We start from the raw sequence: 14,026 nt of genomic DNA, 5'->3' as shown, positions 1-14,026 counted from the left end.
AAGCCGTTTATCAGGAGTTTGGCGTATGGGCATTAGTATTTGGCAGATCTTGATCATCGCAGTGGTGGTGGTTCTGCTTTTCGGACGTGGCAAGATTTCCGAGCTTATGGGTGATGTTGCCAAGGGAATCAAAAGCTTCAAAAAAGGCATGGCCGAAGACGACACCGCCGATGCTCCGAAGACCATCGATCATCAGGCCGGCGACGCGGCTCCGTCTGCGAAAGCTGAAGATCAGACCAAGGCGAGCTGATCTAATCTGCATCGCGTCTCCTTAAGGGACGAGAGTTCTCATGTTCGATATCGGCTGGACCGAGCTCATGGTGATTGCGTGTATTGCAATCATCGTTGTAGGGCCAAAAGACCTGCCGCGCATGTTGCGCACGCTTGGGCAGACACTGGGAAAGATGCGGCGCATGTCGCGTGAGTTCCAGTCGACGTTCAATGATGCCTTGCGCGAAGCCGAGCAGCAGGCCGACATTGCCGACATGAAAAAGCAGGTCGAAGACGCGGCCAACTTCAATCCGCTCGGTGATCTGAAGAAGTCGATCGAGGAAGATGCGGCGCAAAAAGCATCCAGGCCGATGACGACCAAACCGGCGTCAGCCGAGAAGGAACCGGCGACGGAAGCCGCTCCCGCTCCCCCGGCCGAAGCTGGCACCGCCAAAGCTGACTCAGGCCCGGCAGCCGCGAAGGCCGATACCGCCAACACGCCGGCCAAGGCACCGGCGACGGAAGATGTTAAGGCATGAGCCAGGATGATATCGACGCCTCGAAGGCGCCCTTGATCGAACATCTGATTGAACTGCGCCAGCGGCTGATGTGGTCCATCGGCGCCATCCTGGTGATGTTCGTCGTCTGTTTCTATTTTGCGACCGACATCTACAACATCCTGACGATCCCCTATCTGCGCGCCGTCGGCGAGGGACATCCGGTGGAGATGATCTTCACCGCGCCGCAGGAATGGTTCTTCACCCAGTTGAAACTCGCCTTGTTCGGCGCGCTGTTCCTGGCCTTTCCGGTGATCGCCAGCCAGATCTACATGTTTGTGGCTCCCGGCCTCTACAAGCATGAACGCGGTGCGTTTCTGCCGTTCCTGATCGCGACCCCGATTCTCTTCCTGATCGGCGCGTGCCTCGTTTATTTCCTCGTCATGCCGATGGCGATGGGGTTCTTCCTGTCCCAGGAGCAGCTTCCCGGCGAAGGTCAGGTTGCGATTCAGCACCTGGCGAAGGTGAGCGAGTATCTCGGGCTCATCATGATCCTGATTTTCGCCTTCGGATTGGTTTTCCAGCTGCCGGTGGTCCTTACCCTGATGGGACGGGCAGGGCTCGTCAGTTGCGAAGATCTCAAAAAGAAGCGCAAATATGCAATTGTCGGAGCCTTCGCAGCGGCTGCAATTCTGACACCCCCTGATCCGATCTCGCAGATCGGTCTTGCGCTCCCCACTTTGCTTCTCTACGAAGTCTCCATTCTGTCCGTGAGGCTGATAGAACGCCAGCGCGCGCAGCGGGAAGCTGAACGCGAAGCGGAAGACGCAACAGCCTGATCCTTTTCAGTCAGCGTTTTTTGGTCTCCCGGACGGAGTTTTTGAACAACGACCGTCATTCGGGAAGCGAAGATGTTTGACATAAAGTGGATACGGGAAAACCCGGACAGTTTTGACCAGGCTCTGGCCAGACGCGGCTTCGAAGCGTCTTCGGCCCGACTGATTGCACTGGATGATTCCCGCCGCTCTCACATCACCAAGCTTCAGGAAGCACAGGAACGGCGCAACGCTGCGTCCAAGGAAATCGGCAAGGCGAAGGGCTCTGGCGATGACGCGCGTGCGCAGGAACTGATTGACGAAGTTGCCCAGATCAAGGCCTTCATTCAGTCCGGCGAAGAAGAAGAACGCCGGTTGGTCGGCGACTTGGAAGCCGCGATGGCGGTCATTCCGAACCTGCCGCATGACGACGTGCCGGCGGGGAAGGACGAAAACGACAACGCCCTTTTGAGAACCCACGGTGAAAAGCCGGCCTTCCGGTTCAACGAGGCTCCAAGGGAGCATTTTGAACTCGGTGAAGCGCTCGGCGACATTGATTTCGCGGCAGCTGCAAAGCTGTCGGGCTCGCGCTTTGTCGTGCTGAAGGGCCAGATCGCGCGCCTGGAGCGGGCTCTCGGTCAGTTCATGATCGACCTGCATACCGAGGAGCATGGCTACACGGAAGTGTCGCCGCCGCTTCTCGTAAATGACGCGCCGCTCTTCGGAACAAGCCAGCTGCCCAAGTTCGAAGAGGATCTCTTCAAGACGACCACGGATCACTATCTGATCCCGACTGCGGAAGTGCCGCTGACGAACCTGGTCGCCGGCGAAATCGTTCCTGAAGACAGCCTGCCGCTTCGCGTGACGGCGCTGACCTACTGTTTCAGGTCCGAAGCCGGGTCTGCTGGACGCGACACGCGCGGCATGCTGCGCCAGCACCAGTTCCAGAAATGCGAACTGGTTTCGGTGACGACGCCGGATACCTCCCTGGACGAACTGGACCGCATGCTCCAATGCGCGGAGAAGGTGCTGCAGAAGCTCGGGCTCCATTACCGGGTCATGACCTTGTGCACGGGAGACATGGGCTTCGGCGCGCGCAAGACCTACGACATCGAAGTCTGGTTGCCGGGGCAGGATGCCTATCGCGAAATTTCGTCCTGCTCTGTCTGCGGCGATTTTCAGGCAAGGCGCATGAATGCGCGCTTCAGACCGGCGGACAGCAAGCAACCGCTGCACGTTCACACCTTGAATGGCTCCGGCATTGCCGTCGGCCGGGCGCTGATCGCGGTTCTGGAAAACTACCAGAATGGCGACGGAACGGTCACGGTACCGGACGTTCTGCGGCCCTATATGGGTGGTCTGGAAACGATCGGCTGAGTGAATAGACCCGAACGGGCAGCAAGCGAACTGACTTGCCGCCCGTGAACCTTTCATTGCGCCAGGCGCCCTCGGCCCGCGTTTGGTTTTCTCATTCCGGAGGGGGACACTTCCGCATGCGTATCCTGATCACGAACGATGATGGAATTCACTCGCCGGGACTTACGGCCCTGGAACGCATCGCCCGCACGCTGTCGGACGACGTCTGGGTCATTGCACCTGAGACCGATCAGAGCGGCGTTGCGCATTCGCTGACGCTGAGCGATCCGCTGAGGCTGCGCGCGCTTGATGAGCGGCATTTCGCCGTCAGGGGCACACCGACGGATTGCGTGATCATGGGCGTACACAACGTTCTGAAAGGTAAGCCCGACCTTGTTCTGTCCGGCATCAACCGCGGACAGAACATTGCAGAAGACGTCACCTATTCCGGAACGGTGGCCGGGGCGATGGAAGGGGCCATCCTCGGTATTCGGTCTATCGCCGTATCGCAGGCCTATGACTGGGATGTCAGGGCAGAACCGAATTTCGCCGTCGCGGAGACCCATGCGCCGGAGTTGTTCGCGAAACTCATCGAGTTCGAACTGCCGCCCTACAGCCTGCTCAACGTCAATTTCCCCGCATGCGCGCCTGACGCCGTGAAGGGCACAAGGGTCACGGTTCAGGGGCATCACGAACAAAGCGGGCTGACCATCGACGAGCGCCAGGACGGTCGCGGTTACCCCTATTATTGGCTCCGGTTTCGCGAAAGGGGCAAATCCGTATTTGATAATTCGGACCTGCAGGCAATTGCCGATGGATATGTGTCCGTTTCCCCGCTACGCATAGATCTGACGGCGCACGATCTGGTTGGTCATTTGAATGATGCGCTGAAATAAGCCCGCGAAGGGAGTTGTGCATGGCCGGTCTCCCGCCCGGCGACGATGGGGCAAGGCAATCGACGGCATTGCCGGACGAAGCGGAAGCACGTGCCGCGCTTGTCCTGACGCTGAGACAGCGCGGTGTCGGTGCCCGAAATGTCCTGACGGCGATTGAACGTGTGCCGAGGCGCCTGTTTCTTCCCGCCCGCCATCATGGCCTGGCCTATGAGGACGTCACCTTACCGATCGAATGCGGTCAGACGCTGTCGGCACCGTCCATGGTCGCCTACACGGTTCAGGCGCTGGATATCGCGCCGGACCATTCGCTGCTCGAGATCGGAACCGGATCAGGCTATCAGTCTGCTGTCATGGGGCATCTGGCGGAAAGGGTCGAGACCGTCGACCGTTTCGCCACCTTGACTGACCTCGCCAACCGCCGTTTCGCGGCCCTGAAACTCGACAATGTCACGGCCACCCAGGCAGACGGGTTCGACGGACTGAAACAGAAAGGCCCGTTTGACCGCATCGTGGTCACGGCTGCGATCACGGCCGTCCCGGACAAATGGGTTCAGCAACTCAAACCGGGCGGTATCCTGGTCGCCCCGATCGGGCAGGCGAAGCAACCGCAGTCCCTGATCCGGTTCACAAAGTCCGAGAGCGTGATGACGGCGGACACTCTGATGCCGGTGAGAACGGTCATGCTGCAACCAGGAATCGCAATGACGCTTTGAAACGGGATCTCCGTGAAATGCACGGCAGGCGGACGAATCCCTGAGGGTGAGTCGTCGGCCGATTTACTATGTTGCGCGAGATGGAAAAGGTATTCCATACGAAAAATCGACGGAAACAGGCCGATTTCATGGTATTCGCCCCGTATCTTTAGTCTTTATAAACCTTACTGCCGTTTACTCTTAACCATAACAGCCATTGTTAGCGGTATGAGTATAGGCGATGAAAAAGCGGATGCGTTCCCTCCGCGGGGATCTACTGGGTAAAGCAGCGACAGCATCATTGGTCGCAGTATTTCTCTCGGGTTGTTCCAGCGCCGTTGAGCGGTTTGGAGAGCCTCCTTACTACACGGGAAACACGCAAAATCAGCGTGAGATCCTGAACGGGGCACCAGCGCCTGCTCAGCCGACATATCAGGACATTGCCAACGGTCCGGGCGGTACATCCGCGGGACTGCCGCAGTCAAGTTCGGCTCCGGTCACGACGGGTTCCGTATCCAGGCAGCGGTCCGACATCCAGTCAGCGCCATTGCCCGCGCCGGCGGTGGCGTCCGCACCGGTCAGTCAGTCCGCGGCGCCGGTCTCGACGCTGCCTGCGCCTGAGACAGTCAGTGCTGCAAACGGCAAGAACTGGAAAGGCTGGACCGGAACCGGCGGCACACGCGTCACGGTTCGCCAGGGCGACAGCCTCAATTCGATCTCTCGCCGCTACGGTGTGCCGGTGCAGGCCGTTGCATCGGTCAACGGCATCAGCGATCCAAGCCAGGTCAAGCCCGGGCAGAGCATCATCATTCCGACCTACGTCTATTCCGAGCGCAACGGCCATTCCAGCGCGACGGAAGGCGAGAGCGGCAAGGTCAAGCTTCCGGCAGTGGCAAGGAACGAGACGGTCGTCACGGGTTCAGTGCCGACGAACTCAGGAACTGCCCCGCGTCCCGGCCGCAAGCCGGTTCAGCAACCGACCTTCACGCAGATCAGTGTCAGCGAGGCCGTTGTCGAGGAAGTGGACGTCGTACAGGTTGCCGCTCTGCCCAAGCGCAAGCCCGCGGTCTCGAACGCCAGCCTCACGACAGCATCCATTGCCACGGCGACGCCTGCCAAGACCTCGGCTGCGCCGGCAGTCGCCGCGCCGTCTGCACCGGTTCAGAAAGTTGCACTGCCGCAACCCGCTCTGACACAGGAGCCCCGTCCGACGGAGCCGATCAAGACGCCGAAAGTCACCAATACGCCCAAGGAAGCGGTGACATCGGACGCGAAGTTCCGCTGGCCCGTGCGCGGCCGGATCATCTCCGACTTCGGTACGAAGCCGGGCGGCGGCAAGAACGAAGGTGTCAACCTGGCAGTCCCGGAAGGCACGCCCGTGAAGGCCGCGGACGACGGGACCGTGATCTATTCCGGCAACGAGTTGAAGGGTTACGGCAATCTCGTGCTCGTACGGCACAGCGAAGGCTGGGTGTCCGCCTATGCGCACAACAGCGAATTGAAGGTCAAGCGCGGTGACACGATCCGCCGGGGCGACGTGATCGGCCTTGCCGGTGCCACGGGGTCAGTGAACCAGCCGCAGGTGCATTTTGAACTGCGCAAGGGCAACAAGCCCGTCGACCCGCTGAACCACCTGCCGAAGCGCTAACGAATTGCATACGAAGAGCTGAGAGCCCGGCCATCGCCGGGCTTTTTCATGTCAGCGGTTTCCCCAGCCGTCCCGCCAGATCCTGTATGAACTGGTAGGCGACGCGTCCGGAACGGCTGCCGCGGGTGGTCGCCCATTCCAGGGCCTCTGGCCGCCAGGCTTCCTCCGGCGTCTCCAGCTTGTGAAACGCGACGTATCCACGGACCATTTCCAGATAATCGTCCTGGCTGCATTTGTGGAAGCCGAGCCAGAGACCGAAACGGTCGGACAGCGAAACCTTTTCCTCGACGGCTTCGGCGGGATTGATGGCTGTCGAGCGTTCATTCTCGATCATGTCGCGCGGCAGAAGATGGCGCCGGTTCGACGTCGCGTAGAAGATCACGTTGTCCGGGCGGCCTTCGATACCGCCTTCAAGCACCGCCTTGAGTGACTTGTAGGACGTGTCATCGTTGTCGAAGCTCAGATCATCGCAGAAAATGATGAAGCGAAACGGCGCCGTCCGGATCAGGGACATGAGGCCGGGCAGCGATTCGATGTCTTCCCGGTGGATTTCGATCAGCTTCAGGTCGGAGCTTTGCCTTTCCTGATTGATGGCCGCGTGCGCGGCCTTCACCAGCGAGGATTTGCCCATGCCCCGTGCACCCCACAGAAGGGCATTGTTCGCCGGCAGCCCTTCCGCGAACCGCCGCGTGTTGTCCATCAGGAGGTCGCGAACGCGCGCGACGGCGCACAGGAGCGAGAGTTCAACGCGGTTGACTTTCTTCACGGCCTGGAGGTTTCCCGGGTCCGGAACCCACACAAAGGCGTCGGCGCTTGTCCAGTCCGGTGTCTCCGCCCGAAGTGGCACGGCTCTCCCGATCAACTCGATCAGGGAATCGAGTTTGGCATTCAAAGATGCAAGGTCGTTTTGCGAGTTCATTTTTCTTGCAACCCCATTCAAAAAGGCCCATGTGAGGCCCTGAAGCACGTGGCGGGAGGATTAGCATGGGGCAGGGAAGGCGAAAACATCTGTTATTCCCATACCGGTACGCCAGAATCCGCTTGCAAAGCTTGAAATGAGGCGCGCCGCCGTTATAGTCCGCGCCACCAGAATTCAGTGCGTTTGACCGTTTTGCGAAGAGGCAAGACGCCTAACAAACGCCACCTAGGAGAGTTGAATGTTCATCACCCCAGCGTACGCGCAATCCGCCGGAGCTGCAGGTCCGGGTTTCCTGATCCAGATCCTGCCCTTCGTGGCCATTTTTGCGATCATGTATTTCCTGATCATCCGGCCGCAGCGCCAGCGCATGAAGCAGCATCAGGAAATGGTGTCGAACCTACGCCGCGGTGACACCATTGTGACCACGGGCGGGCTTATCGGCAAAGTCTCCAAGGTGGTAGATGACAGTGAGCTTCAGGTGGAACTGTCCGAGGGGGTCAAGGTTCGCGTGGTGCGCTCCATGGTTCAGGAAGTGCGCTCCAAATCAGAGCCCGCCAAAGAGAACTCCTGACAGAACGGCCCGCTCCGATCTATTTGCCGGCCGGACAGGGGTCCGTCCGGCCGTATTAAGGCTTAAACATGCTCCATTTCGCCCGTTGGAAAATTGTGCTGATCCTGATTGTCGTCGCCGCAGGTTTCATCACGACGCTGCCGAATTTCTTCACGGCCAAACAACTGGAAAGCTGGCCTGACTTCCTGCCGAAGAACCAGATGGTACTGGGGCTTGATCTTCAGGGCGGGGCCTATCTGCTTTATGAGGTGGATCAGGCCGACTACATCAAGAAACGCTTCGAAGCGCTCGAAGGCGACGTGCGTGACACGCTGCGCGAAAACCCGAGAATTGGCTACACGGGGCTGGACGCCCGGCCGGATTCCGTTCAGGTCAGGATCCGGGATCTGACACGCCTGGACGAGGCACGGGAGCGGCTTGCTCCGCTGGTCAATCCGCTGGTTTCCAACCTGTTCAGCGGTCAGCCGGTCGACGAATTCGAAATGACTGTCGAAGACAACGGGCTCGTGCGGTTCACCTATTCCGATGCGGGCCTCGACAACCGGCTCCAGGCCATTGTTCAGCAGTCGATCGAAGTCATCCGGCGCCGTGTCGATGACCTCGGCACGACCGAACCGAACATTCAAAGACAGGGTACGGACCGGATCCTCGTGGAAGCACCAGGTGAAGGCGATCCCGAACGTCTGAAGGAAATCATCGGCACGACGGCCAAGCTGACCTTCCATCTTGTCGACCGGAACATGACCGGCGAACAGGCGATGCAAAGCCGGCCGCCGGCCGGAACGTCCGTGTTCCTGTCCGTCGACGATCCGCCAATTCCGTATCTTCTTGAAACCAGGCCGCTTCTGGGTGGTGAGGACCTAGTCGATGCCCAGGTCGCGTTCGGCCAGTATTCGAACGAGCCTGTGGTGACCTTCCGTTTCAACCAGTCGGGTGCGCGGGAGTTCGCGCGGATCACGACCGAGAACGTGAATTACCCCTTCGCGATCGTGCTTGACGAGGAAGTCATTTCCGCTCCGGTGATCCGTGAACCGATCATCGGCGGGTCGGGCCAGATCTCCGGTGATTTCACGATCGAAGCCGCGCAGGACCTTTCCACGCTGCTGCGCGCAGGTGCGCTGCCTGCGCAATTGACCGTGATCGAGGAACGTTCCATCGGGCCGGGTCTCGGTGCGGATTCGATCGAGGCCGGCAAGATCGCATCGATCATCGCGGGTGCTGCTGTCATCATCTTCATGATCCTCGCCTACGGCCGCTTCGGCATCATTGCCGATCTGGCCCTGATGACGAATATTTTCCTGATCTTCGGCGCGCTGACGGTGCTACAGGCCACGCTCACGCTGCCGGGTATCGCGGGCATCGTGCTGACGATCGGCATGGCTGTTGATGCCAACGTGCTCATCTTCGAGCGAATACGCGAGGAATCTCGAGCGGGGAGATCGGTCATATCCGCGATCGACGCAGGCTACAGCCGCGCGCTCGGGACCATCCTTGACGCCAACATCACCACGCTGATTGCGGCAGTCATCCTGTTCCAGCTGGGGTCCGGACCCGTGCGCGGCTTCGCCGTCACGCTCGCGATCGGGATCTTCACGACCGTCTTCTGTGCGTTCACCTTCAGCCGTTTGCTGGTTGCGCTTTGGATACGCCGCCGCCGTCCTTCCGTCCTTCCGATCTGATCCGGGGAAAAAGAAATGTTGCTAAGACTCGTTCCGGACAACACGCACATCAAGTTCATGTGGCTGCGGAAGTTCAGTTTTCCGTTGTCAATCGTGCTCGTGATTGCCTCCCTTGCCGGTTTTTTCACCGTCGGCATGAATTACGGGATCGACTTCAAGGGCGGGACGATCATCGAGATCAAGACGGACGGACCCGCAGATATCGGTGCGATCCGCTCCGAACTGTCCTCGCTCAATCTCGGTGATGTCCAGGTTCAGGAATTCGGTGCACCCGACGACATTCTGATCCGCGTTGAGGAGCAGCCGGGCGGGGAACTCGCCCAGCAGACCGTCGTGCAGAACGTGCGCACGATCTTTGAAGACGACAATGTCGACTTCCGCCGCGTCGAAGTGGTCGGTCCCAGAGTTTCGGGAGAACTTGCCCAGGCCGGCGCGATCGCGGTGGCGGCGGCTCTTCTCGCGATCATGATCTATATCTGGTTCCGCTTCGAGTGGCACTTCGCGGTCGGTGCGATCCTGACGACAGCCAACGACGTCGTGGTGACGATCGGTCTCTTCGTGCTTTTGCAGCTCGACTTCTCGTTGTCGAGTATCGCGGCGGTCCTGACCATCATCGGTTATTCGCTCAACGATACCGTGGTGGTCTATGACCGCATCCGGGAAAATCTGCGGAAATACAAGAAGCGTCCGCTGACCGACATCCTGGACCAGTCGATCAACGAAACCCTGTCGCGCACGACGATGACCTCCGTCACGACACTTCTGGCACTGATCGCGCTCTACGCGTTCGGCGGCGAGGTGATCCAGTCCTTCACGCTGGCCATGATCTTCGGCATCGTGATCGGGACCTATTCGTCGATCTTCCTTGCTGCTCCGTTCCTGATCCTTCTGAAGCTGCGCCCGGACGCCATGTCGCGGAACGACGGTGACGACGAGAAGGAAGCAAAAGAAAAAGCGACGGCTTAAGGGCCGTCCCGATGGAGATCCGCGACGCCCACTTTCCGGGCCGTGCTCCCATTGATGCCTATGGCAATGGCGGGTTCCGTTTTGCAAACATGTCGCACAAGGGGGCGCTGCTGTGCGTCCCCAGCGGCATTTACGGCTGGCACGTCGATGATCCCTCGCAATTCAGCGAAGAGGCGTTCGAACGGGTGTTTCAGGAACAGTCCGATATTGAGGTTCTGCTGGTCGGAACCGGTGTTGATCTCCGCCCGCTGCCTCCCGACCTGAAAACGCTGTTTCGCGAGGCGTCGATCCTGTCCGACCCGATGTCGACAGGGGCTGCCATCAGAACTTTCAACGTGCTGCTGTCCGAGGACCGGGCCGTCGCGGCTGCCCTGTTGCCGGTAGACTAATCTCGAACCAGTGCCATATGGGCGTTTATGACAACCGACTTCGATCATGCAGCCGACACGGCACGCCTCTATGACCGGGACAGGTATCTGTGCGCGCTTCTGGCTCCGGAGGCGCATCGCGCCGCACTGATGTCGCTCTATGCGTTCAATGCGGAGATCGCGCGCGTGCGTGACGTTGTTTCCGAGCCGCTGCCCGGCGAAGTCAGGCTGCAATGGTGGCGCGACCTGCTGGAGGGCACCGAACACGGCGCGGCGGCATCCAATCCGGTCGCGAACGCTCTTCTCCAGACGATTGCGGCCTACAACCTGCCGCGGCAAAGTCTCATCGCCATGACTGAGGCACGGGTCTTCGACCTTTATGACGATCAGATGCCAAGCCTCAACGACCTAGAAGGCTATGCCGGCGAAACCGCTTCAGGCCTGATCCAGCTTGCCTGCCTTGTTCTCAACGCGGGAAAGGACCCCGGTACGGCGACGGCCGCGGGGCATGCCGGTGTTGCCTACGCGCTTACCGGGTTGATGCGGTCACTGCCGTGGCACGCGTCGCGCCGGCAGATGTTTTTGCCGCGCGATGTCTGCGAGAGGCACGCGCTCGATCCGGAGACGGTGTTCCGCGGTGAAACGACACCCGAACTACACGCCGTACTCGGGGAATTGCGGGATCATGTGCGCCATCATCTGAACCGCGTCCGCAAGGAAAGCGCAAACGTACCTGAAACCTGCTGGAACGCCTTTCTGCCGCTCGTTCTCGTTGAGCCCTATCTCAAGCTGCTGGAAACCCGGACCCCGGACCCGCTGAAACAGCCCACGGAAATGTCGCAGCTCCGGATACAATGGCTCTTGTGGCGCGGATCAAAGCGGCCGTTCGACCGGATCTGAACATGTCAGTCGTGCAGTAAGCGCGTCACTCCGCAGCAAGCACATCCGCGCCGAGATCCGCCGTCCATCGCGCGAAATCCTCTTTGGCGCGGTTGGTCATGGCCAGTTTCTTCGCCCTGGATTTTTCCTTGCCCTTGAGGCGCTTGCCGTCTTCATCCCTTGTCGGCGTTTCGACGGTCGGAAACAGGCCGAAATTGACATTCATGGGCTGGAACGAGCGGGGTTTTCCGGCGCCGTCCTCGCGCGTGATATGGCCGCCGGTGATATGGCCGAGCAAGGCTCCCATCGCCGTTGTGGCAGGCGGGGCGACGACCTGTCTTCCCTGGGCCTCCATGACGGCAAAAAGACCCGCCATGCAGCCGACGCTCGCAGATTCGACATATCCTTCGCAGCCCGTGATCTGGCCTGCGAACCGGATGCGGGGATCCGCTTTCAGGCGCAGGGAACCGTCCAGGACCTTCGGAGAATTCAGGAACGTGTTCCTGTGCAGCCCGCCAAGCCGCGCGAACTGGGCGTTTTCGAGCCCCGGTATCATGCGGAAAATGTCGGCCTGTGCGCCGTATTTCAACTTCGTCTGAAACCCGACCATGTTGTAGAGCGTGCCGAGTGCATTGTCCTGTCGGAGCTGGACGACGGCATAGGGTTTGACGTCGGGTTGGTGTTCGTTGGTCAGGCCCATTGGTTTCATCGGCCCGTGACGCAGCGTCTCCCGTCCCCTGGACGCCATGACCTCGATTGGCAGGCAGCCGTCGAAATAGGGCGTATTGGCTTCCCATTCCTTGAAATCAGCGGTTTCTCCGCCAAGAAGCGCATCGATGAACGCTTCGTAGCCGTCCTTGTCCAATGGGCAGTTGAGGTAGTCCTTGCCCGTGCCACCGGGTCCCACCTTGTCATATCTCGACTGGAACCAGGCTTTTGACAGATCGACCGTGTCGAAATGCACGATCGGTGCAATCGCGTCGAAAAATGCCAGCGAGTCTTCTCCGGACGTTTCCAGCACGGCCGCAGAAAGCGCCGGCGAGGTGAGGGGGCCGGTCGCGATAATCACCTTCTCCCAGTCCGCGGGCGGCAATCCAGCGACTTCTTCCCGGTCGATACGAATGAGCGGGTGCTTCTCAAGCGCCTCCGTCACCGCATTCGAAAATCCCTCCCGGTCCACGGCCAGCGCGCTTCCAGCTGGAACCTGGTTCGCATCGGCGGCTTCCATGATCAGCGAGCCGAGCTGCCGCAGTTCGTGGTGGATCAGCCCGACGGCGTTCTGTTCCGAGTCGTCGGAGCGGAAGGAGTTCGAACAGACCAGTTCTGCAAGTCCGTCCGTCTGATGCGCATCGGTCTTGCGGACGGGCCGCATTTCGTGAAGGACGACGTCTAATCCTGCCTGGGCCATCTGCCACGCGGCCTCGGATCCGGCCAGGCCGCCACCAATGACATGAATCGGGCTCATTTGAGTATCCTGGGGTCTTGTCGGGTCACTGGGAACACGATTTGTCTGCGCACCGGCCCGGTCAAAATCATGACGCCCTGATTACAGGCAACGGCCGGTCTCCGCAATGACTTCAGGGGACATCAAGCCGGCCACCTGCAGCTCATATGTCGCCAATCGGAAAGCTGACCGGCGAAATGGCCGCATTAACAGAGCCGGTCACTGGACTGGCACAGCGTTTCCCCTGACCAGGCACAAAAAAACACCTGCCGGTGGGAGGAGGTACCGGCAGGTGCTTTTTATGAGCATCTGCGCGAGAAGCGCAGAGCAAATGCAGTCCGGAAACTGGGAGGAGGATGTTTCCGGACCGCAATCAGGTGTTACTTGATGGCCTGACGTGCAAAGCGGCTGATGTCGGCACGTGCAATGCCGAGATCGTCCAGTTCGCGGTTGGTCAGGCTGGACAGCTCGTCATAGGTCTGACGGAAGCGTTTCCAGTTATTGTATTTGCGTACAACAGTATCGATCATGGTTTAGGCCTTTCGCTATCTCTTGGCCATGGCACCGCGGATCGGCGTCTGGCCCGTTCATCTCTTACGATGGGTATATAGAAAGATTGTGCACTGCGAGGTAGTGGGAATTTTGCGCGGCAGATATGCAAAAATTGCAAGGATACAGATAGTTAACAAATGAAATGCATGGCGGAGGACACACGTTTTCCGATTCTATCTCGCAAGCGCGAAATAGGCATGACGGCTGTTGAAATGTCATGAAACCGGATGCCGGACAAACGAACGCCCGCCAGTGGGAGGAGGTACTGGCGGGCGTCGTTTCGACGATGCAGGACTGGGAGGAGGATGTCCTGCGTGTCACACGTCGTCAGGCTGGGAGGAGGATGCCCTCGGACGCGATCTCTAATTTCTAGCCGTCAATACCCCGGCGAGCGACGAACTTGATGTCGCTACGGCTGATGCCGAGATCCTGGAGTTCTCTGACCGAAAGGCGGGACAATTCATCAACCGCACGACGGTAGCTCACCCAGTTGCTGTACTTCTTGCGCACAGTATCGAACATTTTCTTATTCCT

Annotated in this window: 16 protein-coding genes; 12 read left to right on the top strand and 4 right to left on the bottom strand. The window is 59.6% G+C overall.

Annotation, left to right across the window (positions count from 1 at the left end):
• Positions 1-25: 25 nt before the first annotated feature.
• The 7 genes from ACO08A_RS25680 to ACO08A_RS25650 all read left to right on the top strand — a co-directional run bounded on the left by ACO08A_RS25680 (position 26) and on the right by ACO08A_RS25650 (position 6,114).
• Positions 26-250, top strand: coding sequence for a twin-arginine translocase TatA/TatE family subunit (locus ACO08A_RS25680; RefSeq protein WP_305985536.1), 225 nt, complete (start codon positions 26-28; stop codon positions 248-250).
• Positions 251-290: 40 nt separating this feature from the next.
• Positions 291-749 (top strand): Sec-independent protein translocase protein TatB, encoded by a 459-nt coding sequence (gene tatB / locus ACO08A_RS25675; protein ID WP_422038690.1) that lies wholly within the window; start codon positions 291-293, stop codon positions 747-749.
• Complete coding sequence (tatC, locus tag ACO08A_RS25670; protein ID WP_421982961.1) at positions 746-1,546, top strand: twin-arginine translocase subunit TatC; 801 nt, start codon at positions 746-748, stop codon at positions 1,544-1,546. Before tatB ends, tatC begins: the two co-directional genes overlap by 4 nt.
• Positions 1,547-1,618: 72 nt before the next feature.
• Positions 1,619-2,899: a serine--tRNA ligase gene (gene serS, locus ACO08A_RS25665; RefSeq protein ID WP_422038689.1), complete on the top strand. Its 1,281-nt coding sequence runs from the start codon at positions 1,619-1,621 to the stop codon at positions 2,897-2,899.
• Positions 2,900-3,015: 116 nt separating this feature from the next.
• Positions 3,016-3,774 carry a 5'/3'-nucleotidase SurE gene (gene surE / locus ACO08A_RS25660; protein ID WP_422038688.1) on the top strand — a complete coding sequence of 253 codons (759 nt, stop codon included), beginning with the start codon at positions 3,016-3,018 and terminating at the stop codon, positions 3,772-3,774.
• 20 nt (positions 3,775-3,794) lie between these two features.
• Positions 3,795-4,487 carry a protein-L-isoaspartate(D-aspartate) O-methyltransferase gene (locus tag ACO08A_RS25655; protein ID WP_421982964.1) on the top strand — a complete coding sequence of 231 codons (693 nt, stop codon included), beginning with the start codon at positions 3,795-3,797 and terminating at the stop codon, positions 4,485-4,487.
• A gap of 280 nt (positions 4,488-4,767) precedes the next feature.
• A complete protein-coding gene (locus ACO08A_RS25650) occupies positions 4,768-6,114 on the top strand; it encodes a peptidoglycan DD-metalloendopeptidase family protein (RefSeq protein ID WP_422038687.1) in 1,347 nt (448 codons plus the stop codon).
• Between the two features lie 46 nt (positions 6,115-6,160).
• Here ACO08A_RS25650 and ACO08A_RS25645 read toward each other — a convergent pair whose 3' ends face one another.
• The gene (locus ACO08A_RS25645) at positions 6,161-7,033 is read right to left on the bottom strand and encodes an ATP-binding protein (RefSeq protein WP_422038686.1); all 873 of its coding nucleotides are present in this window, start codon (positions 7,031-7,033) and stop codon (positions 6,161-6,163) included.
• 238 nt (positions 7,034-7,271) lie between these two features.
• On the opposite strand from ACO08A_RS25645, the gene yajC reads away from it, so the two are divergent.
• The 5 genes from yajC to ACO08A_RS25620 all read left to right on the top strand — a co-directional run bounded on the left by yajC (position 7,272) and on the right by ACO08A_RS25620 (position 11,517).
• A complete protein-coding gene (yajC, locus tag ACO08A_RS25640; protein ID WP_421982967.1) occupies positions 7,272-7,604 on the top strand; it encodes a preprotein translocase subunit YajC in 333 nt (110 codons plus the stop codon).
• 68 nt (positions 7,605-7,672) lie between these two features.
• Positions 7,673-9,283, top strand: coding sequence for a protein translocase subunit SecD (secD, locus tag ACO08A_RS25635; RefSeq protein WP_422038684.1), 1,611 nt, complete (start codon positions 7,673-7,675; stop codon positions 9,281-9,283).
• Between the two features lie 15 nt (positions 9,284-9,298).
• Positions 9,299-10,249 carry a protein translocase subunit SecF gene (gene secF / locus ACO08A_RS25630; protein ID WP_422038683.1) on the top strand — a complete coding sequence of 317 codons (951 nt, stop codon included), beginning with the start codon at positions 9,299-9,301 and terminating at the stop codon, positions 10,247-10,249.
• Between the two features lie 11 nt (positions 10,250-10,260).
• Positions 10,261-10,638 (top strand): Mth938-like domain-containing protein, encoded by a 378-nt coding sequence (locus tag ACO08A_RS25625; protein ID WP_422038682.1) that lies wholly within the window; start codon positions 10,261-10,263, stop codon positions 10,636-10,638.
• Positions 10,639-10,665: 27 nt separating this feature from the next.
• The gene (locus tag ACO08A_RS25620) at positions 10,666-11,517 is read left to right on the top strand and encodes a phytoene/squalene synthase family protein (protein ID WP_422038681.1); all 852 of its coding nucleotides are present in this window, start codon (positions 10,666-10,668) and stop codon (positions 11,515-11,517) included.
• 25 nt (positions 11,518-11,542) lie between these two features.
• Here the strand turns inward: ACO08A_RS25620 and trmFO are convergent, their stop codons facing one another.
• From trmFO to ACO08A_RS25605, 3 genes are all read right to left on the bottom strand, one after another.
• The gene (gene trmFO / locus ACO08A_RS25615; protein ID WP_422038680.1) at positions 11,543-12,961 is read right to left on the bottom strand and encodes a methylenetetrahydrofolate--tRNA-(uracil(54)-C(5))-methyltransferase (FADH(2)-oxidizing) TrmFO; all 1,419 of its coding nucleotides are present in this window, start codon (positions 12,959-12,961) and stop codon (positions 11,543-11,545) included.
• A 359-nt stretch (positions 12,962-13,320) separates the two neighbouring features.
• Positions 13,321-13,470: a DUF1127 domain-containing protein gene (locus ACO08A_RS25610; protein WP_306144983.1), complete on the bottom strand. Its 150-nt coding sequence runs from the start codon at positions 13,468-13,470 to the stop codon at positions 13,321-13,323.
• A 391-nt stretch (positions 13,471-13,861) separates the two neighbouring features.
• Entirely contained in the window at positions 13,862-14,014 is a 153-nt protein-coding gene (locus ACO08A_RS25605) for a DUF1127 domain-containing protein (RefSeq protein WP_421982974.1), read from the bottom strand.
• Between the last annotated feature and the right edge of the window lie 12 nt (positions 14,015-14,026).

Origin of the sequence: Roseibium sp. (genome assembly GCF_965232425.1) — a bacterium.
Taxonomy (GTDB): Bacteria; Pseudomonadota; Alphaproteobacteria; order Rhizobiales; family Stappiaceae; genus Roseibium.
This window is presented reverse-complemented; position numbering and strand designations above follow the sequence as displayed.

Excerpts from the sequence above, each read along its gene's own strand:
- ACO08A_RS25680 (WP_305985536.1), top strand. The coding sequence starts at position 26 with ATGGGCATTAGTATTTGGCAGATCTTGATCATCGCAGTGGTGGTGGTT.
- tatB (WP_422038690.1), top strand. The coding sequence starts at position 291 with ATGTTCGATATCGGCTGGACCGAGCTCATGGTGATTGCGTGTATTGCA.
- tatC (WP_421982961.1), top strand. The coding sequence starts at position 746 with ATGAGCCAGGATGATATCGACGCCTCGAAGGCGCCCTTGATCGAACAT.
- serS (WP_422038689.1), top strand. The coding sequence starts at position 1,619 with ATGTTTGACATAAAGTGGATACGGGAAAACCCGGACAGTTTTGACCAG.
- surE (WP_422038688.1), top strand. The coding sequence starts at position 3,016 with ATGCGTATCCTGATCACGAACGATGATGGAATTCACTCGCCGGGACTT.
- ACO08A_RS25655 (WP_421982964.1), top strand. The coding sequence starts at position 3,795 with ATGGCCGGTCTCCCGCCCGGCGACGATGGGGCAAGGCAATCGACGGCA.
- ACO08A_RS25645 (WP_422038686.1), bottom strand. The coding sequence starts at position 7,033 with ATGAACTCGCAAAACGACCTTGCATCTTTGAATGCCAAACTCGATTCC.
- yajC (WP_421982967.1), top strand. The coding sequence starts at position 7,272 with ATGTTCATCACCCCAGCGTACGCGCAATCCGCCGGAGCTGCAGGTCCG.
- secD (WP_422038684.1), top strand. The coding sequence starts at position 7,673 with ATGCTCCATTTCGCCCGTTGGAAAATTGTGCTGATCCTGATTGTCGTC.
- secF (WP_422038683.1), top strand. The coding sequence starts at position 9,299 with ATGTTGCTAAGACTCGTTCCGGACAACACGCACATCAAGTTCATGTGG.
- ACO08A_RS25625 (WP_422038682.1), top strand. The coding sequence starts at position 10,261 with ATGGAGATCCGCGACGCCCACTTTCCGGGCCGTGCTCCCATTGATGCC.
- ACO08A_RS25620 (WP_422038681.1), top strand. The coding sequence starts at position 10,666 with ATGACAACCGACTTCGATCATGCAGCCGACACGGCACGCCTCTATGAC.
- trmFO (WP_422038680.1), bottom strand. The coding sequence starts at position 12,961 with ATGAGCCCGATTCATGTCATTGGTGGCGGCCTGGCCGGATCCGAGGCC.
- ACO08A_RS25610 (WP_306144983.1), bottom strand. The coding sequence starts at position 13,470 with ATGATCGATACTGTTGTACGCAAATACAATAACTGGAAACGCTTCCGT.
- ACO08A_RS25605 (WP_421982974.1), bottom strand. The coding sequence starts at position 14,014 with ATGTTCGATACTGTGCGCAAGAAGTACAGCAACTGGGTGAGCTACCGT.